The 25147-nt window shown below is 48.0% G+C and carries 24 protein-coding genes; 11 read left to right on the top strand and 13 right to left on the bottom strand.

Annotated elements, in window-relative coordinates:
• The first annotated feature begins 77 nt into the window (after positions 1-77).
• Together AC1S52_RS26670 and AC1S52_RS26665 are read left to right on the top strand one after the other, a co-directional pair.
• Positions 78-422, top strand: coding sequence for a four helix bundle protein (locus AC1S52_RS26670; protein ID WP_482032074.1), 345 nt, complete (start codon positions 78-80; stop codon positions 420-422).
• 68 nt (positions 423-490) lie between these two features.
• Positions 491-1588: an ABC transporter ATP-binding protein gene (locus AC1S52_RS26665; protein ID WP_482032073.1), complete on the top strand. Its 1098-nt coding sequence runs from the start codon at positions 491-493 to the stop codon at positions 1586-1588.
• Positions 1589-1677: 89 nt separating this feature from the next.
• Here the strand turns inward: AC1S52_RS26665 and AC1S52_RS26660 are convergent, their stop codons facing one another.
• Positions 1678-2235 (bottom strand): DUF2267 domain-containing protein, encoded by a 558-nt coding sequence (locus AC1S52_RS26660; protein ID WP_482032072.1) that lies wholly within the window; start codon positions 2233-2235, stop codon positions 1678-1680.
• A gap of 681 nt (positions 2236-2916) precedes the next feature.
• Here AC1S52_RS26660 and gvpA point away from each other — a divergent pair.
• From gvpA to gvpJ, 4 genes are all read left to right on the top strand, one after another.
• Entirely contained in the window at positions 2917-3135 is a 219-nt protein-coding gene (gene gvpA, locus AC1S52_RS26655) for a gas vesicle structural protein GvpA (protein ID WP_009768191.1), read from the top strand.
• Between the two features lie 64 nt (positions 3136-3199).
• Positions 3200-4201, top strand: coding sequence for a hypothetical protein (locus AC1S52_RS26650; RefSeq protein WP_482032071.1), 1002 nt, complete (start codon positions 3200-3202; stop codon positions 4199-4201).
• 99 nt (positions 4202-4300) lie between these two features.
• Positions 4301-5518, top strand: a complete 1218-nt coding sequence (gvpN, locus tag AC1S52_RS26645) for a gas vesicle protein GvpN (RefSeq protein ID WP_482032070.1) — start codon at positions 4301-4303, stop codon at positions 5516-5518.
• A 2-nt stretch (positions 5519-5520) separates the two neighbouring features.
• Positions 5521-5943, top strand: coding sequence for a gas vesicle protein GvpJ (gvpJ, locus tag AC1S52_RS26640; RefSeq protein ID WP_482032069.1), 423 nt, complete (start codon positions 5521-5523; stop codon positions 5941-5943).
• 85 nt (positions 5944-6028) lie between these two features.
• On the opposite strand, the gene AC1S52_RS26635 is transcribed toward gvpJ, so the two are convergent.
• The 3 genes from AC1S52_RS26635 to AC1S52_RS26625 form a co-directional block, all read right to left on the bottom strand.
• Positions 6029-6538: a hypothetical protein gene (locus tag AC1S52_RS26635; RefSeq protein WP_482032068.1), complete on the bottom strand. Its 510-nt coding sequence runs from the start codon at positions 6536-6538 to the stop codon at positions 6029-6031.
• Between the two features lie 513 nt (positions 6539-7051).
• On the bottom strand, positions 7052-7663 hold the full coding sequence (locus tag AC1S52_RS26630; protein WP_482032067.1) for a hypothetical protein: 612 nt from the start codon (positions 7661-7663) through the stop codon (positions 7052-7054).
• Positions 7664-7815: 152 nt separating this feature from the next.
• A complete protein-coding gene (locus tag AC1S52_RS26625; protein WP_482032066.1) occupies positions 7816-8430 on the bottom strand; it encodes a thylakoid membrane photosystem I accumulation factor in 615 nt (204 codons plus the stop codon).
• 269 nt (positions 8431-8699) lie between these two features.
• Here AC1S52_RS26625 and AC1S52_RS26620 point away from each other — a divergent pair, with 269 nt between their 5' ends.
• The gene (locus tag AC1S52_RS26620; RefSeq protein WP_482032094.1) at positions 8700-9335 is read left to right on the top strand and encodes a ZIP family metal transporter; all 636 of its coding nucleotides are present in this window, start codon (positions 8700-8702) and stop codon (positions 9333-9335) included.
• A gap of 174 nt (positions 9336-9509) precedes the next feature.
• Here the strand turns inward: AC1S52_RS26620 and AC1S52_RS26615 are convergent, their stop codons facing one another.
• The 8 genes from AC1S52_RS26615 to sbcD form a co-directional block, all read right to left on the bottom strand.
• On the bottom strand, positions 9510-10436 hold the full coding sequence (locus AC1S52_RS26615) for a glycosyltransferase family 2 protein (protein WP_482032065.1): 927 nt from the start codon (positions 10434-10436) through the stop codon (positions 9510-9512).
• A 56-nt stretch (positions 10437-10492) separates the two neighbouring features.
• The gene (locus AC1S52_RS26610; protein ID WP_482032064.1) at positions 10493-11374 is read right to left on the bottom strand and encodes a glycosyltransferase family 2 protein; all 882 of its coding nucleotides are present in this window, start codon (positions 11372-11374) and stop codon (positions 10493-10495) included.
• Positions 11375-11410: 36 nt separating this feature from the next.
• The gene (locus AC1S52_RS26605; protein WP_482032063.1) at positions 11411-12238 is read right to left on the bottom strand and encodes a hypothetical protein; all 828 of its coding nucleotides are present in this window, start codon (positions 12236-12238) and stop codon (positions 11411-11413) included.
• 125 nt (positions 12239-12363) lie between these two features.
• The gene (locus tag AC1S52_RS26600) at positions 12364-13167 is read right to left on the bottom strand and encodes a methyltransferase, TIGR04325 family (protein ID WP_482032062.1); all 804 of its coding nucleotides are present in this window, start codon (positions 13165-13167) and stop codon (positions 12364-12366) included.
• Between the two features lie 33 nt (positions 13168-13200).
• Positions 13201-14634 (bottom strand): class I SAM-dependent methyltransferase, encoded by a 1434-nt coding sequence (locus AC1S52_RS26595; protein WP_482032061.1) that lies wholly within the window; start codon positions 14632-14634, stop codon positions 13201-13203.
• Positions 14624-15868 carry an ABC transporter ATP-binding protein gene (locus AC1S52_RS26590; RefSeq protein WP_482032060.1) on the bottom strand — a complete coding sequence of 415 codons (1245 nt, stop codon included), beginning with the start codon at positions 15866-15868 and terminating at the stop codon, positions 14624-14626. Before AC1S52_RS26590 ends, AC1S52_RS26595 begins: the two co-directional genes overlap by 11 nt.
• A 7-nt stretch (positions 15869-15875) precedes the next feature.
• Entirely contained in the window at positions 15876-16706 is an 831-nt protein-coding gene (locus AC1S52_RS26585) for an ABC transporter permease (protein WP_482032059.1), read from the bottom strand.
• A gap of 151 nt (positions 16707-16857) precedes the next feature.
• Complete coding sequence (gene sbcD, locus AC1S52_RS26580) at positions 16858-18180, bottom strand: exonuclease subunit SbcD (protein WP_482032058.1); 1323 nt, start codon at positions 18178-18180, stop codon at positions 16858-16860.
• 386 nt (positions 18181-18566) lie between these two features.
• Here sbcD and purL point away from each other — a divergent pair, with 386 nt between their 5' ends.
• Complete coding sequence (gene purL, locus AC1S52_RS26575) at positions 18567-21125, top strand: phosphoribosylformylglycinamidine synthase subunit PurL (RefSeq protein WP_482032057.1); 2559 nt, start codon at positions 18567-18569, stop codon at positions 21123-21125.
• 180 nt (positions 21126-21305) lie between these two features.
• Positions 21306-22832: an amidophosphoribosyltransferase gene (purF, locus tag AC1S52_RS26570; RefSeq protein ID WP_482032056.1), complete on the top strand. Its 1527-nt coding sequence runs from the start codon at positions 21306-21308 to the stop codon at positions 22830-22832.
• Between the two features lie 62 nt (positions 22833-22894).
• Here the strand turns inward: purF and AC1S52_RS26565 are convergent, their stop codons facing one another.
• Positions 22895-23092: a hypothetical protein gene (locus tag AC1S52_RS26565; RefSeq protein ID WP_482032055.1), complete on the bottom strand. Its 198-nt coding sequence runs from the start codon at positions 23090-23092 to the stop codon at positions 22895-22897.
• A 404-nt stretch (positions 23093-23496) separates the two neighbouring features.
• Between AC1S52_RS26565 and glyA the strand changes: the two genes are divergently transcribed.
• Positions 23497-24780, top strand: coding sequence for a serine hydroxymethyltransferase (glyA, locus tag AC1S52_RS26560; protein ID WP_482032054.1), 1284 nt, complete (start codon positions 23497-23499; stop codon positions 24778-24780).
• A 282-nt stretch (positions 24781-25062) separates the two neighbouring features.
• On the top strand, positions 25063-25147 hold an 85-nt coding region (locus tag AC1S52_RS26555; RefSeq protein ID WP_482032093.1), incomplete at its 3' end, for a transposase.

The raw sequence follows: 25147 nt of genomic DNA, 5'->3' as shown, positions 1-25147 counted from the left end.
GTGAGGGATGAGGGGTGAAGAGTGTTCGTCTTTGGCGTTTCCGCAGGGTGGAGTGAGGAGCAAAGGAGATTGAAGCAATGGAAAAACCACATAGAAAGCTGGAGGTTTGGCAGAGAAGTATTGATTTTGCGACTGAAATTTATAAAGTGACAAACTCATTTCCTGACTACGAACGTTATGGATTGGCATCCCAAATGCGGCGGACGGCTGTATCGATTTCTAGTAATTTAGCTGAGGGAGCTGCAAGAAGGATTACAGAATTTATTCAATTTGTCCGAATCGCAATTGGCTCCATTAGTGAAATAGACACTCAACTTGAAATTGCTTATCACATTGGTTATCTATCTGAATCTACCTATAAATCTTTAGATCATGAATTGGCAGCTATTGACCGAATGTTAATGGACTTCGTAAATCCCTAATTCAAAAACAGCAAACCACTATTTGACCTGTTTTTTCACCCCTCACCCCTCACTCCTCACCTAATACAATGTCTAAGCTCCAACTGATCAACCTCAACAAAACCTTTACCCCAAAAATTGTCCCGGTTAAGGATGTCAGCCTTGCGGTCGAAGATGGGGAAGTCCTGACCTTACTGGGACCGTCTGGCTGTGGTAAATCGACCGTATTACGGATGATTGCCGGACTGGAGGAACCAACAAAGGGACAGGTGTTAATTGGTGACAGGGATGTGACGTATTTGAAACCGGGCGATCGCAACATTGCGATGGTGTTTCAGAGCTACGCGCTCTATCCCCACATGACCGTACACGACAACCTCTCCGCTGGTCTGCGGTTGAAAAAAGTGCCCCAGGGAGAGATTGATCAACGGATTAAAGAGGTTTCCCGCATTCTGGGATTGGATGAACTGATGCAACGTAAACCCGGCAAACTTTCCGGCGGGCAACGGCAGCGGGTAGCTGTAGGGCGTGCCCTGGTAAGGCGTTCCGATGTATTTCTGCTGGATGAACCGCTGAGCAACCTGGATGCCCTCCTGCGAGAACATGTGCGGGCAGATTTAAAGCAAATCTTCTTATCCCAAAACGCTCCTGTGGTTTACGTTACCCACGATCAAACAGAGGCAATGACCCTATCTACTAGAGTTGCCGTTCTAAATAGCGGCTATGTGCAGCAACTGGCTGCCCCTGAAGATATTTACAACCACCCAGCAAACCAGTTTGTTGCGGGGTTTGTCGGTAGTCCTCAGATGAATTTACTGACGCTACCCTGCCAGGGAAACTATGCCCTGTTGGGAGACTTCAAAATTCCGCTACCCAAATTGGCTGCCCCGCCCTCAACGGTTGTTCTGGGAATCCGCCCCGACCACCTCTACCCCGTTGAATCGGAGGAAATGCCCTCTTCACCTATAGTCAAAGGAAAAGTATTTTTAGTCGAAAACCTGGGCATGAACAACCTGGCGAGTATGCGGGTATCTAATTCCCAGGGAGAGCCAATTATTCTGCGGGCATTGCTGCCACCCGCTCACTGGTCTAATCGCGACTTAACCCTTACCCTCCCACCTGACCTGACGCAGTGGTTCGATGTTCAAACGGGTGATGCTTTAGTTAAGGCAGAAGGCAACATCTAAAGTCCTACTTTAGATAGCACAGAACGAGGAGGCAGAAGGCAGATGGAAATGCTAAAGCCCTGTTTCTGCCCTCTGCCTTTTTCAATTTCCTAAGCCTCTTCCCAGAGTTCTCGAACTCCATTTTCGGGTAGCCAACTGGCAATCTCCTGGATCCGCTGTTCAGATAATTCGTCCTTAGTGGCGGAAAAGACCGCTTTGACAGCGTGTTTGCGTTCAGCGTCCTTGTTTTCAAACCCTCTCTCAAATCCGCCTTCATTAGCCACTCGGAAAAAGAAGCGATCGGAGTCAATCTTGAAGATGCCTGGACCTTGCCAGGGTGGACGCACCTGACTCAAAAAGCTCACAATTGGGTTCGTATCTTTCCAGAGATCGGACACTTCCATCTGAAGCCTTTTTTCCTTTGTCTCCATCACCTCTTGGTGCAGTTCGTCTGCAACCCGTTCCGATGCTTCCGTACTCATTAAATCTCGCATCACACGGAAGACAACTTCAGTGAAGTCTCTGGCATCATAAGGGTCTGCGAACTTGCCCTGGCTCATGACCTTTTCAAGAAATGAGCGATGTTCAGCCGCAATCAATGCTCGTTGATCCTCAATCTCTGTTGGATCAATCTCTGGCAGGTCTCTTCTTAATGTTGTGTCTGACATTGTCTTTTCCTCATGCATCTTTACTATTCAGTTACTTTGCTATCTCTAGGAAGGTATCTAAGGTGCAGGCGGCTCATCATCTTTCATAAGTCAGAGATGCAATATTTACCTATAGCGTTTTTGAATCCAGTGAGGTACGTGGATAGCCGTAGAACCCTCGATTCAAACAGATAAGATGTACCTCACCCAGAAAGGAAACGCTATATATGTTTAACGCTTCAATGCCAGCAGTAGGTCTATTGGTATCGGATATTGGGTACCAGTTGTAGTCAAGCCAGATAGCAATGACTGTAAAAAATAAAGATATGACTCGATTGTTTTCGATATTTTGACTAAATGTTGAGTAAATAGTTTGCTACTTTAGGCTGAACTTCCTCGGTAAACACTGATCCGGCAGCTAATCAAAAGCTAGAGAAGGCAGAGTAACAACTCAGGCTGGAAGCTTTTTTTCAAAAGTTTGGTAAAAGTTCATGTCGACTTCTTCAAGAAGTTTAAATATCTCAGTAATTGTGCGGTTCAACCAAAATAACTGTGAGTGAGTTTCCGTGTTTGCGACGGTTTTTCTCCGAGTTCGTGCGTCTATTGTAGATTCGGAAGCCAATAAACCCCATCAAACCCATCGACGGGCGGCGGGGAGGCACACCAAGGTTCCATTTAGTCCGTTTCATAGGGAATAAAGCAATGGCTGTCGAAAAAGTAAACTCTTCCTCTAGCTTGGCTGAAGTTGTTGACCGCATTTTAGACAAAGGCATCGTTGTGGATGCCTGGGTTCGTGTATCTTTGGTTGGGATTGAACTGCTAGCAATTGAAGCTCGTGTTGTGATTGCTTCAGTTGAAACCTATCTGAAGTACGCTGAAGCCGTTGGTTTAACGGCTCAAGCGGCTGTTCCTGCTGCTTAGTGGTTCTGTGCTGGGAAATCCAACCGGGTTTCCCAGCTTACTTATGCAATTGGGAGAATTAACCATGTCCCTAAAAGAGTTCTGGCAACAGCAGCGACAACAGCGCCAGCAAGAGGTTGTGCAACGACAACATAGGGTTCAGCAGGCACTGGAAACTGCCCGGCAGGAACGTCAGATAAAAGCTGCCCAACTGCGGGATGAGCTTAGCTTATTTCGGGAAGCGATCGCCTCCGATGACCAGGTACGTCGCGCCCAGTTTCAACAATTTCAGGCAGGGCTACAGGAGTTCTGTGGGCAACTGCAAAACCAGGTACAACATTTTTTAGAGGCTGCCAGCGATCGCCGTCAGATTCAGGCAAAAGAGCTTGCCCTGCAACTCAATACATTTGTGCAACAAATTCAGCAGGAAATGGCACAGTTCCTCTCAGAAACAACCGCTGACAGGGTATTGATGGCGCAGCAACTCGAAACCGAACTGACTGCCTTTGTGCAAGCACTCCGGACTGAGGTACACAGCTACCTGGAGCAGGTAGAAGCCATCCGTGAACACCGCGCAGAGCAGTTGCAGCAAGAATTAGCCCAAAGTCGGTTAGACCGTGAAGCCGACGTGGAGGTAATGTTTCAACGCTTTGCCACATTTCGTAGCGAACTTCGTCAGTTCCGGGATACTTTATCAAATCAAGTTTGGGGCAGTGCAACTGCTTCTACACCCCAACCGATTTCAATCAAAGAACCCACTGCTAAATTAGTCTCTCCGCCTGTCAGCAAACCACCTGCATCCGTACCTTCTATTCCAGTACCAACCAGGATTGGAGCATTTCAGCACGGTGATTCTATTGCCGTATTGCCAGCAAAACCTGTCAAACCTCCTGTCAACGAAGGCATTGCCTACGAAAAAGAAGTCTATAACTTCATCCACGATGCTCATGGCGCACGTCTGACCCAAATTGAATCTTCCCTGGGAATTAACCGCTTTCAGGCTGTCGATGCCCTGAGAGCATTAATTAAAAAGGGACTGATTACCCAGCGCGATCGCATCTATCTCACCCAAGAGCAAATTGCTTAAAAGGCACCTTTACAAGGATGAAGGATGAAAGCTGAAGGCTAAATAAAGGCTAAAAGTTCTTCATCCTTCATCTTTCATTCTTCCCTTTGAGGTTCAACTGTGACAACTGTACTTCGTGCCAGCCCCCGCCGCTTTGTCAGCACTCCTGCTGTTGAACGAATTGCCAATCGTGCCCTGCGCTATCTTCAGTCGGGTTATTCTGTTCACCTGCGGGGACCCGCCGGAACCGGAAAAACAACGCTCGCATTGCATCTGGCAGACCTGCTTGCCCACCCCATTATGCTGATCTTTGGGGATGACGAATTCAAAACATCTGATCTGATTGGCAATCAGTCCGGCTACACCCGCAAAAAGGTTGTTGATAACTATATCCACAGCGTGGTCAAAGTTGAAGATGAACTAAGACAGAACTGGGTTGATTCTCGCCTCACCCTAGCCTGCCGTGAGGGTTTTACTCTGGTCTATGATGAGTTCAACCGTTCTCGCCCAGAGGTAAACAACGTTTTGCTTTCAGCTCTGGAAGAGAAACTCTTAGTGTTACCGCCCAGCAATAACCGGAGTGAATATATTCGGGTCAGCCCTCATTTCCGCGCCATCTTTACCTCAAACCCAGAAGAGTATGTCGGCGTTCATGCCACTCAGGATGCCTTGCTGGATAGGCTAGTGACGATTAACATCCCTGAACCCGATGAACTGACCCAGCAAGAAATCGTCGTTCAAAAAACTGAAGTTGAGCGGGTAAGTGCATTATTGATTGTCCGTTTGGTGAAAGCCTTCCGAACTGCTACCGGCAACGAAAAAACTTCTGGTTTACGCTCTTGCCTGATGCTGGCGAAAGTCTGTCAGGATCACGAGATTATCGTGACTCCAGAGAATGCTGATTTTCGGGATGTTTGTTGTGATGTCATGCTGTCACGGTCAGGACTGCCGTTGGAAGAGGCAACCAAAATTCTCTGGGATTTATTGAACCATCCCGCCAGATTTGGCTTTAGCGAACTGGATTTGTTAGGACTGTCTGCTGCTGAGGCTAGTTCCCCAGACTTGGTGGTAACAGAGCCTGGGGCGATCGCTGAAGCACCTGAAGCACCAGTTCAACAAACCATCCCGTCTGAAGCAAAAACGATTCCAGAAACCACAGCAACCGCCTATGAACAGGAAATCGTGAACTTTCTCAAAAAATCTGCTGGTGCCCGATTGAGCCAGATCGAACGTGCTCTGAAACTGGATCGGTTCCAAACGGTGGATACCCTACGAATTCTAATCGAGAAGGGCGACATTGTGCTGCGCGATCGCCTCTACAAACTCACGGAGGCTTAATCATGGCAACTGCAACCCCAACCAGGGGACTTCCCGGTTCCGCCCTTTCCAGCAAAGATTCTGCCAGAGCAATGAGCACTTCTACTCAGGGTTCCACGCTGGCAGATGTGTTAGAGCGTGTGTTAGATAAGGGCATCGTCATTGCTGGCGACATCTCCGTTTCCGTTGCCAATACAGAACTGCTCAACATTCGTATCCGTTTGCTCATTTCCTCTGTCGATAAAGCGAAGGAAATTGGCATTAACTGGTGGGAAAATAATCCCCACTTCAGTTCTAAGGCTCAGGAACTAACTGAGGCAAACCAGCAACTTCAAGAACGGATCGAGAACCTGGAAGCAGAGTTAAGAACTTTGCGTCGTCTTCCAACTTCCAATGAATCATTAAACACTTCTCCAGCGTTTGAAACCCTCTCTACCCAATTTTGAGCTTGGTTTGAATTAGAAAAGCATTGACCAAAACCAAACCCCCAGAATCTTTGAGATTCTGGGGGTTTGAAACTTGGGGGACTAACTACTGCAAAACTTCTTCAGAATCCATACAGGTTCTCAGTAAGATGGCTCCCACAAACAGTTTCAACAGTTCCAGCAGCCAATAGCCAACATGGAGAGAGTTCATTAAGATGGGAGTCTCTGCCGGTGCATTAAACAGGTTAAGCTGAAGCCCCAGGCTACTCATTTGGGGAGTTAAGCCATAGGTGTAGACTAAAGCAACCATTAATAGAATAGCTGCCAGAAAGATTGGTTTTTGATCCAATCTGCTCTCTACATTCAACAGTCGATAGCGGATGAGTATTCCGGTTAAAACGACAGCCGCGCATAATAGTTCAACTCGGTTAAATACCCAGAACAGAGAATACCCAGTCGCTGCAAATCCAGATTCACCCATCATTCCAGACGTATAAAGTACTGGCATGACGACAGTATCTAAGATTAAGCTACCGCTAAGCCAAAACATTAGAGTAAACAATACCGCTGCTTGCCACATCGGTTTTTTAGTAGGAATTTGGGAGATGATTGCCATTTGAGCTGCCTCTTAAAAGCCTCGATTTCAGCTTATCCAATTCACATGAAAACAAGCATAAAATAAATCGGGAAATTAACCTTAAAAAATCTAAAACCTGGCAGGGATCTGCCAGGTTAAAACATAGTGAGGTTAAGAACTAAATCAATCGATGAAGTTAACTAAACCAATCCTGCGATCGCCAGATTATAAGGCAAAAACACAGCCCTCCTTTTTTTAGTGGAGTAGACTAACAAGCCAACTGGTACAAAGCCAGTTAATAAGCGTTACACAGAGTACGCAATGATCAGCAAAACGTGATTATGACAGACAATCAACTTGCTTACAGATCAACTGACTCACGCAGGTGCTCTGGGAAGGAGACACAGTCCCTTGAGCCGCCTTTAGAAGAGGATGTTCGCTCTTTGTGTCTATATAAAAGATAGCATTACGAATGTTTGATGGAAGACGGCATTTAACAGAAGTTCACTTCTAATAAAAGTTCAACACAAATGGTTCAAATAAGTAAAAGTTCTATCCAATTGGATGACTGCCAGGGATTACCGCATGAACACACTCACTACCTGAGTCGGGCCATCCCTGGCGGAAAGATGCCTGATCGGGCTTGCCCCACCCTAATTGCAAAATCAGTTCTAAGGATGGGTCCTTACCCAACTTACAAAGGCTTGCCCACTCGCTTCGCTGTACTACTCTATCGACATCTGAACCGGTGATTGGCTGGTGCAACTTCCCCCCGTTCAGACTGAGGTAAAAGTCCATATTCACGGTTACCTCATGCCAAAAAGCAATGATCCCATCCTTCGCCGCCCGTAGGGTAATCAAATCACTTGGTAGCCCAACTAACTGGTCATCCACCTTAGGGAAACAAAGTGTTTTTTCCTTGACCGTCAGACTTTGCCAGATGATCCCCGATACTTGATGCTCCCGCTGGTACTGGTGAACGGCCGCCCGAAAGTCATTGTAAGCCGTGAACTTTTGAATACCATCCATTTTCAAAAACTGGTCGATGAAGGGACTGAACCCCGAAGGACTGGCTTTCAGACTCAAACGTTGACCGTTGATACAGGCACGGCGTTCATCTGCCAAAATCTTGATCAAGTCCTCAGTACTGTAGACCACTGACATCAGCCAACCCCTCATGTAGGTTTGATTCTGTGATGACGATAGGTAACAGGCGACCCTTAGATAAGGATGAAGGCTAAAGGCTAAAGACTGAGTCAAATCTCTTCATCCCTCATCCCTCATCCTTCATCCTTCATCCCTTCCCTCATCTTTCCTCATTTCACTAACTCCGTCGTCAGCTCATTCACCGATCGCCGTTTTAACTCCACGGATTCTGTTCGTGGTAGCAAGTTAAACGCTTCGCGGAATACATCATCGATCCGCTCAAAGGGAACTTGTCCAGTTTCGTCGAGCGTCACTTTACCAGATGAGTCAAACACTACTGTTTGGGGAACCAAACCTCGGTAGTAGTAGCCAAACTCAGTCGGGGTATAGGTTTGCTTTTGGGGTAACACGTCTGCTCGGACCGGCATAATTTCAGCTTCCTTGCCATAGAACTGCTGGAGTTGGGAAACAACCAGGGAGTACTCTTTACAGTCCTGGCTATCATCAACGTAAAAGACCAACAGGATTGGGCGTTTGCGCTGAAATGCGTTTGCTAGAGTAACCCTGGGAGGCACCAGAGAACCATTTCCGGCGTAGAGGGCAAAAATTTCGCCATCAAAGCGATCGTCGTGCAGACCCGCAAACGCAGGGGCAGTTCCAACCATAGTCCAGCAACTTAGAATGACCAGCAGGAAGGAACACAAGCGATAAACCACCCGCCAGGGGAAAAAGTATTTGTTAGCATTTTCAGTCTGTATCGATAATAGCGGTTGAAAGAAGGTCATAGGTTCCGTTGGTAAGGGTGATAGTCCTTCATTCAATCATAGTGTCCGTCCTGTTGCTGTGTTCCAGTTACGGAAGCTGATATGCTCAGGCGGGAAGATCGTCTATCCTCAACCCCTACCGCTACTTGTCCATGAACACGATTTTGCTTGGGTTTGTTGCCAGTCTGCTGGCTGGATTAGGAACCTTCATTGGGGCGTTGCCAGTTCTGTTCATTCCTACAATCAGCCAACGGGCAGAAGGGATCTTGTTGGGGTTTGGGGGCGGCGTGATGCTGGCAGCAACCGCATTTTCGTTGATTGTGCCAGGAACGGCAGCAGCCGTTGAGCAGGGAAATTCCCAGGCGATCGCAGCTCTGATTATGGTGCTGGGTATTCTGTTTGGGGGTTGGTGTCTGAACTTTATCCACGCTAACTTTCCCCACGAACACTTCTTTAAAGGCGAAGATGGGAACCATGATGCTGCGCTGGCGCGGATCTGGCTGTTCATCATCGCTATTACCCTGCATAACTTTCCAGAAGGACTGGCAGTGGGGGTCAGTTTTGGCAGTGGAGATGCCTCTACAGGCTTACCCGTCGCGATCGGCATTGGCTTACAGAATATGCCAGAGGGACTGGTGGTTGCCGTTGCCCTGGTTTCTAAAGGGTACACGGCACGTTATGCGCTACTGGTTTCCCTGTTAACTGGGCTGGTTGAACCCATTGGGGGATTGGTCGGAGCTGCTGTGGTTAGTGTGAGTAATGTCATATTGCCCTGGGCAATGGCATTTGCTGCCGGAGCGATGCTGTTTGTGATCAGTGACGAAATTATCCCGGAGTCCCATCGTAAAGGGTTGGAGAAGGAAGGGACGATCGGCATTATGGTAGGGTTCGTCGTGATGATGTTTTTGGATGTGGCACTGGGGTAGGTTTTAAGGCAGAAGGATAAAGGCAGCGGGGAAAGGGTGAAGAGCGAAGGATGAAGGCAGAGTGCAGAAGGAAGGATGAGGATCAATGCAGTTGTGCATGATCTTGAGTTCACCACCAATGATGAAAGTGAATTCCCCTTTTTGTCTTCTACCCTCTGCTTTTTGCCTTGAGTCCTAACGCTTCTTGGCGGCGTAACTGCCCATGAAGCGCAGGAGAAAGGCTGGAATCAACAGCACAGTTAGGGTAGAAAAGCGAAATTGTCCTTTTCCAATACAACGCAGAAGTTCTCTAGTATACTTCCGCATCTCGTCTGAATGATTGAGCCATTTACTACCCAGCAGTAATAGTTCATAGGCACGATATTCCAGTCCATTTTGGCAATAGATATCGAAGTATTTTTGGGCAATCCGATACCAGGAGAGAGGTGTAACCTGGCGACTATTACTACCTAAATATTTGCGCCAGATGTAAATAACCTCTGGAATATAGTAATAGCGAAAACCAGGGGCAGATATAGCACGAATCCAAAACTCCACATCATGTAAGTCCTGCTTGCCAAAGGCGGGATCGTAACCACCGATCGCTTCCCACAGCGATCGCCGCAGGGGCGTTGTGCCAATCAGACTCCATTGAGAACTGGGAGAAAATCGGCGGGAACTCAGCATTCGTTTCAAGGAAATATCACCGAGTTCCACAATCGTGTTGTCTTCCGGCGAACTTTGCCGACAATACTTGCCATAGACAAATCCAGCATCAGGATGGGTCTGAAATGTTCGACTAATGAGTTCAATCGCGTTCGGTGGCAACACATCATCTGCATCTAAGGGAATAAAAATATTGCCTCTGGCAGCCCGAAATCCATCATCTCTGGCAACGGATGGTCCCCCATTTTGTTTACGCCAAATGAGATCGATTTGAGAATTGGCTTCTAACTGACGACACACCTCAATTGTTTCTGGATCAGTGGAAGCATCATTCACAATAATGATTTCTAAGGGCTGTACCGTTTGATTTTGAATGCTTGCAACTGCCTCAAATAGCAATTCGCCTTCTGAATAGCAGGTCATCACGACACTGACGGTAGGGTTAGCGGTTTCCATAATTCTATTAATTTTCCAACTTGGAATGGAATTTTTTAAGTTGCTGAATTAGCTCGTCAACATTTTTTTCGCAGATGAAGGGGTAAGTATCGCAACAAAGTAATCAGGAGAATCGAACTGAACTTCTTGATAAACATCACAACTCCCCATACCGAATAGGCTTCCCAATTCAACTGCCACCATACCCGCCAACTTAAACCTGATTGGGGCACAAACACCATTTTCAAAAGTCTCGAGGGTTTTCCCCCGGTAGTTAGCCAGTTTGCAGGATAGAGCCTGGGTTCACCTGGTGAATTGAGAACGGGATACCGGGCATCCACAAAAATGTGAAATCCGGCTTTCTTTGCTCGGATTAAAAACAGGGAATCACCCCCATAGTGGGGAGTGATTTTAGGATCCGGATAGCCGATCGCATCCACTAAAGCACGGGGCAAACACACCAGATTGCCACTCAACAAATCACACTCCTGAACTTGCCCTGGAGGAACCTGCAAAAAACGGAACCCTTTCCAGGTCTTGACTTTGCCACCGAATGCAAGGCGCTCTGGTTGATCCCGCTCTACTCCCTGGGCACCCGCGATCGCCCCTGGATGTTCCTGGCAAAACTGTACTAAGTTGCTGATGGTATGGGGGGAGGGCTGGCAGTCATCATTCAACCAGATCAGGTACTCTGCTCCCCGCTCATAGGCGTGTTTCATCCCCAGGGCGATCGCCCCTGTCCACCACAAACTGCCATCTCCCTTCAGGACTTCTACCTCTGGATATTGTGAACAAATTGCCTCACTTGTTCCGTCGGTTGAGCCATCATCCACAATCAACACCTGGAATTTTTCTAGATCCCCAGTGTGTTTCAGGTTTTCTAAACATGACAGGGTGAGGAGTTTCCGATTGTGAACCGGAATGATGATGGTGATTGTTTTCTCAGATAGAGCATTCATGGGAAAGGGTGGGGTTTGAATCAGGCATTAGAACCATCATCCAATTCTGCAAAACTTTGTCTCTTGAGTCAGCGATCGCTTCCAACGACGCAACACTTCTTTGATTTCCCCAGACAGGGGTAAGTAGGGAATTGGAGCTTGAATAGACTGAAGTTGTTGCAAACTGGTGTGAATTGCTCTGATATAAACGTCGTAAAGCTTTAGCCCCTGTTTGCCAATCTGATACTGGGAATAGAGCTGAATCTTGTCAGAACTGGTAATTTTCAAACCATGAAAATGATAAAAAACAGGGGCCAACTTTCCCGCTAACCTTTGTTCAAAAAAACGAACATTCCAGGGAGCCAGCGTTTTCTCAATTTGCTGAACGATTTGAACATCCTGACCAAACAATTCTGTCCAGGCATCGAGATATTTTTGGTCTCCAAATTTCCCGTCCTCAACCCGATTAAAACACCACTCCAGACAGCGATCTTGCCACCACTGCATCACCCTGACAGCTTTTGCTGTGCGTCTGAAGGTGAGAAATTGCACACAAAAACGTCCGCTAATTTCAGACTGGTCATACTCAGGGGCATAGGCGTGCTCAGTAAATAACACATGCCGATCCTCAGCCAGTTCTTGCAGTAATACTCTGGGATTAGCGAAAAAGTACAAATCAGCATCGAGATAGGTTACCTGTTGTACCGTGGTATCGCGATCGAAAACTGCCTGAAAGGTAAATGGGGTTAGGGTCCAGCAATATTCACCCCGACTGCGCTGAGACTTGACAGCCAACAATTCTGCTGTTTCTACCTGGCTCAAAGGAATGGCTGTAACCTGCGGCAGGGAAAGCTGCTGCAACTGTTGTTCCACCAGTTCATCCATACACACCACCCAAAGGTGAAAATTTGGAGCATGGGTTATCAGAGATTGATAAAGCGCAAGACCTTGAGGCAAATAATTGCTATCAAACAAGGTGCAGAAATGTTCAGTAGTAGAGAAGTTAGTCGTCACTTCTTTCTAAAGTAGAAACCTTTATATTGAGAGGGGATGTTTGCCCGGTCAAGCGCATCAAATTCAAACATCAAATCATATTCCGCCGAAAAAAAGCTAAGGAATTTTTCTAAATCAAAAAACCAGGAAGGGTAGCTTGCAGGATAGATTTCAGGTAAAACTTTTTGTATTGTGAGCCGATCTTTTCCTGATTTTATAAATGGAGTTCTATCAATAACAATATGTGTAAAATTATAGCCTATTAATTCTTCTAAAAAGCCATAGGGGTTTTCCAGGCATTGAATCACACCTGATAGTAATATCACATCTGGGTTTTCTACTTTCAAGCAGGTGATGATGTCATAGAAAAACTTTAGGGTATCGTCCTCAAAGAATTGCTTTCCACAGGTGACAAAATTAGCTTGCTCTACAATACTCCACTTTAAATCCTTGAGGCTTGAAAGAAAGTTCTTACACTGAAAATAAGAAGTGCCTAAAGAACCCCCAAAATCTAAAATGTTTAGCTTGTTGTCATTCTCTACAGCAATTTTTAGAAAGGTAGCTAGTAAAGGAAATGGATAATAAAGTTGATCAAAAATCATTCCATCCCGTGCGTAAACCGCTTTCCCTGACTTAACCTCCAAGAGAGAGCTTTTTACCTTTTCTAAAATCATTTCAGCATCGTAACCTGTACTCTTTTGATAGGCTTCTTGCCAGGAATGATAATCACCAAAGTAGCCATAAGGCTTTGACACACGTTGATACATTCTTGTGAGAACAGGTGGAATTAATTCCTTAACCAATGATTTAAATGAATGCATAAAAACTGCTTCTAATTCTTAATTGCCAAATAATTACTTGCTACACAGCAAAAGTACTCGCGGCGAAGGATCGGATTCTAAAATCTCAACCTCACAAAAATATTGCCGCAAAACAGTTAAAAAATTCTCTAGCGTGTACCATCTGTATTCTTCAGTCCACCACTCTTGGACAAAGCGATCTTCTGCTGGGATGAATTCTACTAGTAGCGATCGCTTGGAAAAGCAAGCTAGACCCTGCACAATTTGATCGAAATTGAGCAGTTGCTTAAAGACCAAATGATGCACTAGAGCAAGGGCAAAAACCATATCACATTGGAACCGAGTCATTGCAGCCTCAGACCACTGTCCACATATGCCATATTCAGGCGAGGGTTGGCTAAAACTCATGACTAGCGGAAGAATAGAAAAACTATTTTTCTTAGCGTCCTGATATAGCTTATTGACCGATGCCTCATCTACGTCGAAAGCGACCACTTGATTCCCGCAATGCGCTGCAAGTTGAGCATACCAACCCCGATTGCTGCCAATATCCAGTACAGACTGAGGCTTCAGGCGTGATAAGACTTGAAAGACACTATGATGTTTCTCCGTCCATTCATTACCAGGAGAGAATGGTGGAAAGAAATTGTCATAGTAGTTTGACCATTCGGTTTTAGATTCTAATACGGGAATGTTTTCAATCTTTTGTCTTAGCTGCTCAAGAAAAACTATTCGAGATTTTATCGTAACGCTAGAAGTTGCAAGTTTGGTCCTTGTAGAAAGATAGTCTCTGAGGTTGGAGCGAAGCTGTTTCGGTAAAATATTTTTGGCAGTTAAAAGCGCAGCTTCTCTCAATTTCGTCAATGATAAACCTGTCAAAGGTGGGTGACTCAATGCAACAAAATTAGATCGATGAACTCCACCTTGTTCATCTTTTAACAGCGATCGCACTATCCTCTGATGTCCTTTACTCATCAGTAGAAGGGGATACAGGAAGAAGTTGCAAAATTCTTCGTATGCTGGGAAAGGCTTAATGGTCTCTACCGGTGCGATTGAGCCAAAATCTACATAGTATGGAGTCGTCCCATTAAATAAAATATTCCAGGGATGAGCATCTTGAAGACACAAACCATAGGGTGCAAGTTCTAAATTCAGAGCAATGAGTAGGAGGGCTGCATCTTTGAGCATGGCAGCACCCCATTCATAGGCATAGGAAACAAAAGGAAGTTTTTGATGTTGCAAGACAAGAGCGTAGTTGTCTAGTTCAAGAGATGCAATTTGAGTGGGTATTAACATCTTCTTGTCCACTAAACTCTGCACAATACCCTTGCTGAATAGCTCCAGGTAGAGAGAGGCGTTGCGTACTGATACTGCACGATACAGCTCATCTTTCCAATAAAAAAGCCTGCCATTTCTGTCCCCGTAGGACAAAGGATGAAAAGCAACGTCATTGTGAGAAAGATGAATTTTAGTCACATTAGTTTCCATTGCATGACCACTCATGTTGTAAAACGCACATTACCCAACTGCGGGGAGGGATTTTGCCAGATTCATAGACACTACCAATTTCTACATCAAACTGGGCGGCGTGTTGGATGTAGTCAGCCATTGCGCCCCCTTTGAGTAAGGCAATATTGATATAACACTGACCAGGAGTTAGATTGATCGGATCGGTAATGCAAGTAATCGTCCCTTCAGACGGCAGCGATTCTGGCAGTTTCCCAACCGCATCACTATCTAGCAAAAATATACCTGTATTGGAGTAATCATAAATTCCAATCAGAAATTGAGGATAAAGAATTGGCTTTTGGCTTTGGTATTTAATTGTAAATTTCAAGCGACTACCGCATCGAATTACACCATCGTCATCCGTACTATTGATTTGTAGTGATGTGAATTGTGCAGAGCCATCGCCTGAACGATCATGCCGCTCTGAAAGGGGTGTCGTCTTTGTTGAAATAGAAGACTGCAAATAGTTATTAATCACATCAGTAGTCTTTCCTTGATCAACAAGCTTTCCCTGCTCTAACCAATAGGCTTTTTTACAAAGAGACTGGATAACTCCCATATTGTGGCTAACAAACAATACGGTTCGCCCTTCTTTGGTGGCTACGTCTTCCATCTTGCCCAAACATTTCTTCTGAAAAGCGGCATCTCCTACCGCTAACACTTCATCAACCAGAAGAATGTCAGGTTCTAAATGGGCGGCAACGGCAAAGGCAAGTCGCACATACATACCCGATGAATACCGTTTTACAGGCGTATCTAAAAATTTCTCAACTTCGGCAAATGCTACGATTTCGTCAAACTTGCGCCGAGTTTCTGAACGCTGCATACCCAAAACAGCACCACTCATGAAAATATTTTCCCGCCCAGTCAGCTCAGGATGAAATCCAGTTCCTACTTCTAATAAAGAGGCAATTTGACCGTTTAACATCGCCTCACCCACTGTCGGTTGAACCACCCGCGACAGGATTTTCAGCAGGGTGCTTTTACCCGCACCATTCCGCCCGATAATCCCTACTACTTCACCAGGGTAAATGTCCAGGTCAATGTCCTTCAGTGCCCAGAAGGTCTCGGTTTGCGATCGCCCCCATTTGCCCCGCAGCAATCCATTCCATGCTTCTGCCAGATCGTCTCGCAGGGTATGATAGCGCTTTCGCTCCCGCGTCTGGATTCGGTAGGATTTGCCCAGATCTCTAACTGAAATGATGGGATTCATACCTCTCCTAGATAATATCTGCAAAGCTGCGCTCGACTTGCCGAAATATGGCAGAGCCGAGTAAGAAAAAAGCGATCGCCATTGCCACAGAAATTCCCAGTCCCATCCAGGGAATGCTGCCCTGTCCAGTGATGGCAAACCGGGATAGGTCAATCAGCCCAGCCATTGGATTGAGGTAATAAAACGGACGCACTGATTCTGGGACGATACTGGTGGAGTAGACCACTGGCGAAGCATACAGCCAGATTTGTAGCAGAAAAGGAACCGTGTACTGAAAATCTCGGTATTTTACATTTAACGCTGCCATCATCATGCCTACACCGGAGGACAGCATCATCGTAATCAGCATGGCTACGGGGAGCAGCAACAAGCTCCAGGTGGGTCTGAGTCCATAGAAGTAAATCAGCGGTATTAGCACCACCAGAGATACGACAAAATCAACCCAGGCAGAACCGATCGCAGCTAGAGGAATGATGATGCGAGGGAAATAAACCTTTGTGATCAGTTTTTCGTCTGCAATCAAGCTGGTGCCAGCCCGCGAAATACCTTCCGAAAAAAGCGTCCACAGCACCAGAGCAGAGTAGATAAAAATGGGGTAAGGTAGCCCATCGGTGGCAAGCTGGGCAAAGTAGCCGAAGATAACGGTGAAAATTGCCATCGCTACCAGCGGTTGCAGCAATACCCAGGCAATTCCGATTACGGTTTGTTTATAGCGCAAACTGACTTGGCGAACAGTTAGCATCCATAGTAGATCGCGATAATCCCAAAACTCTTGAACCGCCTCTGCCAAAGGCTGCTTACCAGGGCGAATGACTGTTCTCTTTAACCTGCTTCTCATGGGCAAAGTTGCCGGGGGCGCTGGGGGACTTCTATAAAGTGCCCCAGATAGGTAAAAGAGCGATCGCGTTTGACCAAGACCTCGGAGGTTTAGGCATGATCTTACTGAGGATGCTTATTCTGGCTCAAACCTCCGAGGTCTGCGTAAGCCTTCACAGCAGGCGTAGCTGAGTATCCGGTTCCTCTGGCATTTCAGCGTCAGTGATAGAGTTTGCAGCTATGGATTCTGCTGCTAACCCTGTCCGTTGCAGCCAGTCCTCCTGCCCATTGGATAGTAAACCTTTAGCAACTTGCAGCATATCTGTGGCAAGCTCTCGCAGGTCTTCCCGGTTGGTCAAGTATGCTTTGAGCGCTTCCATTGGGTCAACAGTGTTGCCAACGCCCAGTTCTGGTAAGCGGGGACGGGCAAGCTGGCTGACCAGTTCTGGATGAATCGTATAGCTATGGGCAGGACTCAATGCCTCATACAGCATGGAGTTTTCAATCTGGTCAATTTGCTCCGAGCGGAGCCGGTAGACCAGGCGAACCACCGCATCCTGAATCAGTTTTGGTTTTAGCGCTCGCAGCAGTTTTGCCTGGGGGTCTTCTGCTTCAGACAAGTCCACTTCAATAGTGCGGAAGGGGCGAACCGGCAGAGGGCAAAACTCAAATCGGGTATTGCCCTGCTCCAGTTCAACTAAGACAAACCCCTTATCTTCCTTTTCTTCGCTAAAATCGACACGCTCAATGCTGCCAGGGTAGATGATAGGCGGCTGTTCACAGAGAACCTGGTGGCGGTGAACATGCCCCAATGCCACATAGTCAAAGCAGGGACGAGCAAGCAGGGCAACCGGAACGGTAAACCCCTTGCCCACTGCTAGAAAGCGCTCTGCCCCGTAACGGGCATTGTCTGCCATCAGGTGTGCCAGCAGGACCGTGGGAACGGTAGGGTCAAGTTGACGAATTTCTCCTTCCAGGGCAACGCGCAGACGATCAATCAACAACTGTCCAACTTCACCCATCGATCGCCCTTCTGCCTCTGGACGGGTGAGCAGGGTCGAACGGGTCAGCCAGGGCAGGGTAATTACCTGAACGGCACCGTTACGAGTCTGAATGAGGTGCGTTTTCAGGCGATCGCCAACGACAAACCCTGGCACTCCCAAAGTACGGTAGATGCAAAGGCTTGCGCCGCCAGTGCCCTGGGCGTGCTGGTCATGGTTGCCAACCAGTAAAACCGTTGGAATTTGAGCATCCACCAGGCGGCGAAATTGGCTGGCAAAGGCTTCCTGCACAAAGGGCGGCGGCGTAGCATCGGGAAAGGCATCGCCACCAAACAGGACGAGGTCTACGGGTTCAGCGATCGCCCGGTCCATGCAACATCCCAGGGTGCAAACAAAGTCTTCCAGGCGAGTATTGAGTCCCGTTTCGGGATTCACGCGCCCGTGGGAAAAACCACTTCCCAGGTGAATATCAGACAGATGGAGGATCTTAATCATGGAAGTTGGGGGGCGAGGGATAGTACTCGCGTCCTATTTATACTCCAAAAAACTGGACTTGCAACAGCTTTGGGTGAGGAGTCAGAAGTCAGGAGTCAGGGGTGAAGGGTTGTTAGTTGTTAGAAAGTGGTCAGTGGTCAGTGGTCAGTGATATTTACAGACGACCAATGACCAAGAACCAATGACCAAGAACCAATGACCAAGAACCAATGACCAACAGCCATCAATTACCCATTGTCATCGCCTATAAACTCTCAACTTTCAACTTTCAACTGTCCCCAATCCCCAACCTGAAGAAACTTTGAAACTCAATACCTGAAGAAATGTAAATCCCGATAGAATAGAGCCATTTCGTTGATTACTGGCATTCCCAAAACTCACCTCCTATGACTGCTCTCGCATCCGCTCCCTTTTCCCCTGAAGAAATTGCCGCTGAGGGCATTAAACCAGAGGAGTATGAAGAAATCGTTCGACGCTTAGGTCGCCATCCCAACAAGGCGGAACTCGGTATGTTTGGGGTGATGTGGTCGGAACACTGTTGCTATAAAAACTCCCGCCCGCTGCTGAAGCAATTTCCGACTGAGGGCGATCGCATTCTGGTGGGTCCCGGAGAGAATGCAGGAGTGGTGGATTTAGGCGATGGATTGCGGCTGGCATTTAAAATTGAGTCCCATAACCATCCTTCGGCGGTTGAGCCCTTCCAGGGGGCTGCCACTGGCGTGGGTGGCATCCTGCGAGACATTTTCACAATGGGTGCCCGCCCGATCGCCATTTTGAACTCCCTCCGCTTCGGTTCCCTGGAGGATGCCCGTACCCGTCGATTGTTTAGTGGTGTTGTCTCAGGCATTGCTCACTACGGTAACTGCGTCGGAGTCCCCACCGTTGGCGGCGAGATCTATTTTGACCCCGCTTACTCTGGCAATCCCCTGGTCAATGTCATGGCACTAGGGCTAATGGAGACATTAGAGATTGTCAAATCTGGTGCAAAAGGCATCGGCAATCCAGTTCTCTATGTTGGCTCCACCACTGGGCGGGATGGCATGGGCGGAGCCAGCTTTGCCAGCGCCGAACTGAGTGATGAGTCGATGGACGATCGCCCTGCTGTGCAGGTAGGCGATCCCTTTCTGGAAAAATCCCTGATTGAAGCCTGTCTGGAAGCATTCAAAACGGGCGCTGTGGTCGCTGCCCAGGACATGGGAGCCGCCGGCATCACCTGCTCTACCTCTGAAATGGCAGCTAAAGGCGGCGTTGGAATTGAACTCGACCTGGACAAGATCCCGGTGCGTGAAACGGGCATGGTGCCTTACGAATATTTGCTGTCCGAATCCCAGGAACGGATGCTGTTTGTAGCCCATGACGGGCGAGAACAGGAACTGATTGACATCTTTGAGCGCTGGGGACTTCATGCCGTCGTTGCTGGAACGGTGATTTCTGACCCGATCGTTCGTATCCTGTTTGAAGGAGAAGTCGCTGCCGAAATTCCCGCCACTGCCCTGGCAGACAATACCCCAATTTACCAGCGGGAACTCCTGAAGCAACCACCGGAATATGCCCGCCAAGCCTGGGCATGGTCCGAAGACAGCCTGCCACCCTGTAGCCCAAAGGGTATCGAAGTTCAGAACCAGTTTCAGACCTGGAATGACATCCTGCTGCAACTGTTGGCAACCCCGTCGATCGCCTCTAAGCGCTGGGTTTACCGGCAGTACGATCATCAAGTGCAGAACAATACGGTCATGCTTCCCGGTGGAGCAGATGCCACTATTATTCGCATTCGCTCACTGGAGGAGAGCGTTGGGGAAGTTGGGGATGGGGAAGTTAAGGAAGTTGGGGAAGTTAAGGAAGCGGAGGAGCCGAGAGTAACTCAAACCTCTCAACGCAAAACTTTCAACGCTCAACTCAAAATTCTCAACGCAAAACTCTCGACTCAAAATTCTCAACCCAAAACGCTCAACAAAGGTGTTGCAGCTACGGTGGACTGCAATTCTCGCTATGTCTATCTGAATCCGTTTGAAGGGGCTAAGGCTGCGGTCGCTGAAGCTGCCCGTAATCTGAGTTGCGTGGGGGCAGACCCGGTTGCGGTGACGGATAATTTGAATTTTGGTAGCCCGGAGAAGGCGATCGGCTACTGGCAACTAGCAGAAGCCTGCCGGGGACTGGCAAAAGCCTGCCGTGAGTTCAGTACGCCGGTTACAGGCGGCAATGTCTCTCTCTACAATGAAACGCTGGCTGCGGATGGCACCCCCCAACCCATCTACCCCACCCCTGTAGTGGGCATGGTTGGAATGATTCCCGATCTGACCAAAATCTGTGGTCAGGGATGGAAAGCCGAGACTGACCTGATTTATTTGCTGGGACTGCGTTTGGAAAAACGGCATGAGCAATCCGTTGATCAGAGTGCAACCTTGGGAGGTTCAGAGTATTTAGCCATCATTCATGGACTGGTGGCGGGACAACCCCCAGTTGTTGACTTTGATCTGGAGCGCCGCGTACAGACAGCCTGCCGTGTCGGAATTCGCCAGGGGTGGATTCACTCTGCCCATGATTGTGCTGAAGGTGGACTGGCGATTGCCCTGGCGGAGTGCTGCATTAGCGGTGGACTGGGAGCAACCATTCATCTCCCAATGAGCCACAGCCCACAAACCTCCCCCTCTTCTCCCCACCCCACCACCCCGCCACCCCACCACCCTCCCTCCCGTTGGGATCACCTGCTGTTCGCTGAAGGTGGCGCACGAATTTTAGTTTCTGTGCCAATCAACCGCCAGGAAATTTGGGAATCCTACTTGAACCAACAGTTAGGACATGACTGGCAGAGGTTGGGATCAGTGGTTAATCAAGATGCCATCCTGCGGATTGTGGCTGCTGATAACCTTCCCTTAATCAAGGTTGGACTTAAGGAGATGGGCGATCGCTGGCACAACGCAATTGATCGCTACCTGAAAAGCTGACTCATAGGTGGGTCAAATCAGTCAGATAGGGATATATCAGCCAGAAAATCTTTTCAAATTGTTAGGATGTAAGCGTTAGATGATGAGAAGATTAAAGTAATCTTAAGATTCATAAATCTTTAGGTGTCGTTCTAAGCGACCTCGTTCTGAACCCATTCCTTACAGGAGTTGAACTGAAGCATGAACTCTCACTCTCCTCTTTCTGCCGGTGATCCCACGGCTCAGTCCAACCCTGATTTGTCGGTTTCCACCTCAGACCGACCAGATAAACCAGAGGAAGCCTGTGGGGTTTTTGGGGTCTTTGCCCCAGAAGAGGACGTTGCTAAGCTCACCTATTTTGGGCTGTTTGCCCTCCAGCATCGGGGGCAGGAGTCCGCTGGGATCGCTGTCTATGAAGGAGAGCGGGTTCGTTTACACAAGGATATGGGCTTAGTCTCCCAGGTCTTTAGCGAAACCATTTTGGGTGAAATGCCAGGTAATCTTGCGATCGGGCATACTCGTTATTCCACGACAGGTTCTAGCCGGGTAGTCAATGCCCAACCAGCGATTACTGAAACTCGCCTGGGCACTCTAGCCCTTGCCCACAATGGCAATCTGGTGAATACGGTTCAACTGCGGGAAGATCTGTTGCGGAGTAACTACAATTTGCTTACCACAACGGATTCGGAACTGATTGTGCTGGCGATTTCCGAGGAAATTAGCACGGGCAAAAGCTGGCTGGAGGGTGCTATTAGTGCCTTCAATCGTTGTCAGGGAGCCTTTAGCCTGGTAATTGGCACGCCTGTTGGCATGATGGGTGTCCGCGATTCCAACGGAATTCGCCCTCTGGTGATTGGCACGTTGCCCCAGCATTCACCGACGGATCCAACCCGTTATGTCCTGGCATCTGAAACCTGTGGCTTGGATATCATTGGCGCAGAGTTTTTAAGAAATGTGGAACCGGGTGAACTGGTTTGGATCACCGAGGAAGGACTGGCGTCCTTTCATTGGGCGCAGCAGCCAAAGCCAAAGCTTTGCATTTTTGAAATGATTTACTTTGCCCGCCCCGATAGTGTGATGGATGATGAAAGCCTTTACAGTTATCGGATGCGAATTGGTCGGCGGCTGGCAGCAGAATCTCCAGTCAAAGCAGATCTGGTGATTGCAGTGCCCGACTCAGGCATTCCGGCGGCGATCGGCTTTTCCCAAACATCGGGTATTCCTTATGCCGAGGGGTTAATTAAAAACCGCTATGTGGGGCGTACCTTCATTCAACCAACCCAGACGATGCGGGAATCAGGCATTCGTATGAAGCTAAACCCGCTGAAAGATGTGCTGAATGGAAAACGGGTCGTGATTGTTGACGATTCCATTGTTCGCGGCACAACCAGCCGCAAAATTGTCAAAGCCTTGCGGGATGCAGGCGCACTTGAAGTTCATATGCGGATCTCTTCCCCTCCCGTAACTCACCCCTGCTTTTACGGTATTGATACAGACAATCAAGATCAGTTAATTGCCGCCACCAAATCGGTCGCAGAAATTGCCGCTCAGATTGGAGTGGATTCTCTCAGCTACCTGAGTTGGGAAGGCATGTTAGGAGAAACCCACAACGACCCTGACAATTTCTGCTCAGCCTGCTTCACGGGGGATTATCCGGTACCCGTTCCCGAACCTGTGAAGCGTTCTAAGCTGAAATTAGAAAAAGTGGCAGTGCTGGAGAAGGTTTAGCTTTAAAGTTGGTTCTCGTTCATTGGTCAGTACGCTAGTACCGATCAATGAACACCAGCTCTTTACTCAATATTGGCAATCCGAAAGCCCATAGCACACTCAAACTGCTCTGGCTGTTGCTCACTTAACTTGTGAATGGCGTGACCACAGCGAAGCTGCCCTCCGTTCCAGCGGGGTTGACCACTCTGATCAGCCATCAAGCAACTTTGGCAAACCTTTTGAGGGGGAATTAGCTGATCGTCCATGAGGATGACAAGCATGGCACACCTCCTGTAAACTCCCAATTCCCTGATTCCATTCTAATCCTGCCTCCACAAAAGGCGGGAGCATACACACAAGCTTAATATGCTTGAACCGATCTCCAAAGTATCGCCTGAGTCAATCTGGAAACATGAAAAATCTCTGTCAACTTAATAATGGCTTAATTGAATCAGCTCAAAGTATTATGATTTGTCCGGGTGAGATTTGTTACCCCTGCAATTGTCGTTAGGATGGTTAGTAGGCACCCATCTTGCATGGCTTGCTGGTATGCCAGGAGCCATCGGGATAGGGACAAGTGGCAGGTGTCGCGCTTGGACTATTGCCTTTCCACCCTGATCCTTAACCTCTTTCATCCGCTATCGCTTGCTGATCCAGTTCAATGTTTTCTGAGGGGCTTATTGCTGTGACTCGAACGAACCTAGATTTTCTGACTGAAACCGATCCGGCGATCGCCGAAATTCTACAACACGAACTTCAGCGCCAGCGGGATCACCTGGAACTGATTGCCAGCGAAAACTTTACTTCTGCCGCTGTAATGGCTGCCCAGGGTTCGGTACTGACCAATAAATACGCCGAAGGGCTTCCGGGTAAGCGATATTACGGAGGATGTGAATTTATTGACCAGGCAGAGCAATTGGCGATTGATCGGATTAAGCAACTGTTTGGAGCTGCCCATGCCAATGTGCAATCCCACTCTGGGGCACAGGCAAATTTTGCCGTTTTCCTAGCGCTGTTGCAACCGGGAGACACCTTCATGGGCATGGATCTGTCCCACGGGGGGCACCTGACCCATGGCTCTCCCGTGAATGTGTCGGGTCTTTGGTTCAATAAGCAGCATTACGGGGTTAGCAAAGAGACGGAGCGACTGGACTATGACCAGATCCGGGATCTGGTGCTTCAGCATCGTCCCAAGCTGATTATCTGTGGCTACTCTGCCTATTCCCGTGTAATCGAGTTTGATAAGTTTCGAGCGATCGCTGACGAAGTGGGTGCCTATCTGATGGCAGATATTGCTCACATTGCTGGACTAGTTGCCAGTGGTCACCACCCAAACCCTATCCCTTACTGCGATGTCGTCACGACCACTACCCACAAAACCCTGCGTGGTCCTCGCGGCGGCTTAATCCTTACCCGTGATCCTGAACTGGGCAAGAAATTTGACAAAGCAGTCTTCCCAGGTAGCCAGGGGGGACCTCTGGAGCATGTGATTGCAGCTAAAGCGGTTGCCTTTGGTGAGGCACTCAAGCCAGAGTTCAAAACCTATTGTGGACAGGTGATTGACAATGCTCGTGCCCTGGCAACCCAACTGCAAAATCGGGGTTTCAAGATTGTTTCTGATGGCACCGATAACCATTTAATGCTGGTGGACTTGCGATCGATTGGTATGACCGGCAAAGTGGCAGACCAACTGGTGAGTAAAGTGAACATTACAGCCAACAAAAACACCGTTCCCTTTGACCCAGAGTCGCCCTTTGTCACCAGCGGTCTGCGGTTAGGGTCTCCCGCCATGACCACACGCGGCATGGGAACTGCCGAATTTACTGAGATTGGCAATATTATTGCTGATCGGCTACTGAATCCTGAAGACGAGGCGATCGCCCAGGATTGCCAGAAACGAGTGGCTAACCTTTGTTCTCGGTTTCCCCTCTACCCTCATTTGAATATTCCGGTGCCCGCTCTGGCTTAAAGCTTATTCGAAACAAACTTCCAAAGCCCAACCCTAAACCCAGGACTTTTTCGGATAGTTTTTTAGGGAGGGTACAAAAGGGGTACGGCTTACAGAATCAGGGGTACAGGGAAATTTGTTGTGCCTACCCAGGCACTGGCAGCAAATGCCTGGGGGATAAACTTTAAGCAAGTAGAGGCGTAAAGGTTACGCCTCTTTCCTTTTGTTTGGGGATAGATAAATAGGTAGGTGAAATCAAATTTAGGCGTTGCATAATGGGAATATGAAATCAGGGTGAAACCGATGCAATGTCCCGAATGTGGCTCAACTGACATCAGTAAGAACGGCAAGCAAAGAGGTAAACAAAATTACCTCTGCAAAACCTGTC

The organism is Kovacikia sp. CALU 1929 (genome assembly GCF_056784235.1).
The sequence above is the reverse complement of the archived record's forward strand: the minus strand, read 5'-3'. Positions and strand labels throughout refer to the sequence as shown.

Excerpts from the sequence above, each read along its gene's own strand:
- AC1S52_RS26595 (WP_482032061.1), bottom strand. The coding sequence starts at position 14,634 with ATGGAAACTAATGTGACTAAAATTCATCTTTCTCACAATGACGTTGCT.
- AC1S52_RS26620 (WP_482032094.1), top strand. The coding sequence starts at position 8,700 with ATGCTGGCAGCAACCGCATTTTCGTTGATTGTGCCAGGAACGGCAGCA.
- AC1S52_RS26585 (WP_482032059.1), bottom strand. The coding sequence starts at position 16,706 with ATGAGAAGCAGGTTAAAGAGAACAGTCATTCGCCCTGGTAAGCAGCCT.
- AC1S52_RS26590 (WP_482032060.1), bottom strand. The coding sequence starts at position 15,868 with ATGAATCCCATCATTTCAGTTAGAGATCTGGGCAAATCCTACCGAATC.
- gvpJ (WP_482032069.1), top strand. The coding sequence starts at position 5,521 with ATGGCAACTGCAACCCCAACCAGGGGACTTCCCGGTTCCGCCCTTTCC.
- AC1S52_RS26635 (WP_482032068.1), bottom strand. The coding sequence starts at position 6,538 with ATGGCAATCATCTCCCAAATTCCTACTAAAAAACCGATGTGGCAAGCA.
- AC1S52_RS26610 (WP_482032064.1), bottom strand. The coding sequence starts at position 11,374 with ATGAATGCTCTATCTGAGAAAACAATCACCATCATCATTCCGGTTCAC.
- AC1S52_RS26600 (WP_482032062.1), bottom strand. The coding sequence starts at position 13,167 with ATGCATTCATTTAAATCATTGGTTAAGGAATTAATTCCACCTGTTCTC.
- AC1S52_RS26665 (WP_482032073.1), top strand. The coding sequence starts at position 491 with ATGTCTAAGCTCCAACTGATCAACCTCAACAAAACCTTTACCCCAAAA.
- AC1S52_RS26565 (WP_482032055.1), bottom strand. The coding sequence starts at position 23,092 with ATGCTTGTCATCCTCATGGACGATCAGCTAATTCCCCCTCAAAAGGTT.
- purL (WP_482032057.1), top strand. The coding sequence starts at position 18,567 with ATGACTGCTCTCGCATCCGCTCCCTTTTCCCCTGAAGAAATTGCCGCT.
- AC1S52_RS26615 (WP_482032065.1), bottom strand. The coding sequence starts at position 10,436 with ATGGAAACCGCTAACCCTACCGTCAGTGTCGTGATGACCTGCTATTCA.
- AC1S52_RS26605 (WP_482032063.1), bottom strand. The coding sequence starts at position 12,238 with ATGGATGAACTGGTGGAACAACAGTTGCAGCAGCTTTCCCTGCCGCAG.
- AC1S52_RS26630 (WP_482032067.1), bottom strand. The coding sequence starts at position 7,663 with ATGTCAGTGGTCTACAGTACTGAGGACTTGATCAAGATTTTGGCAGAT.
- AC1S52_RS26650 (WP_482032071.1), top strand. The coding sequence starts at position 3,200 with ATGTCCCTAAAAGAGTTCTGGCAACAGCAGCGACAACAGCGCCAGCAA.
- AC1S52_RS26670 (WP_482032074.1), top strand. The coding sequence starts at position 78 with ATGGAAAAACCACATAGAAAGCTGGAGGTTTGGCAGAGAAGTATTGAT.
- purF (WP_482032056.1), top strand. The coding sequence starts at position 21,306 with ATGAACTCTCACTCTCCTCTTTCTGCCGGTGATCCCACGGCTCAGTCC.
- sbcD (WP_482032058.1), bottom strand. The coding sequence starts at position 18,180 with ATGATTAAGATCCTCCATCTGTCTGATATTCACCTGGGAAGTGGTTTT.
- AC1S52_RS26625 (WP_482032066.1), bottom strand. The coding sequence starts at position 8,430 with ATGACCTTCTTTCAACCGCTATTATCGATACAGACTGAAAATGCTAAC.
- gvpA (WP_009768191.1), top strand. The coding sequence starts at position 2,917 with ATGGCTGTCGAAAAAGTAAACTCTTCCTCTAGCTTGGCTGAAGTTGTT.
- AC1S52_RS26660 (WP_482032072.1), bottom strand. The coding sequence starts at position 2,235 with ATGTCAGACACAACATTAAGAAGAGACCTGCCAGAGATTGATCCAACA.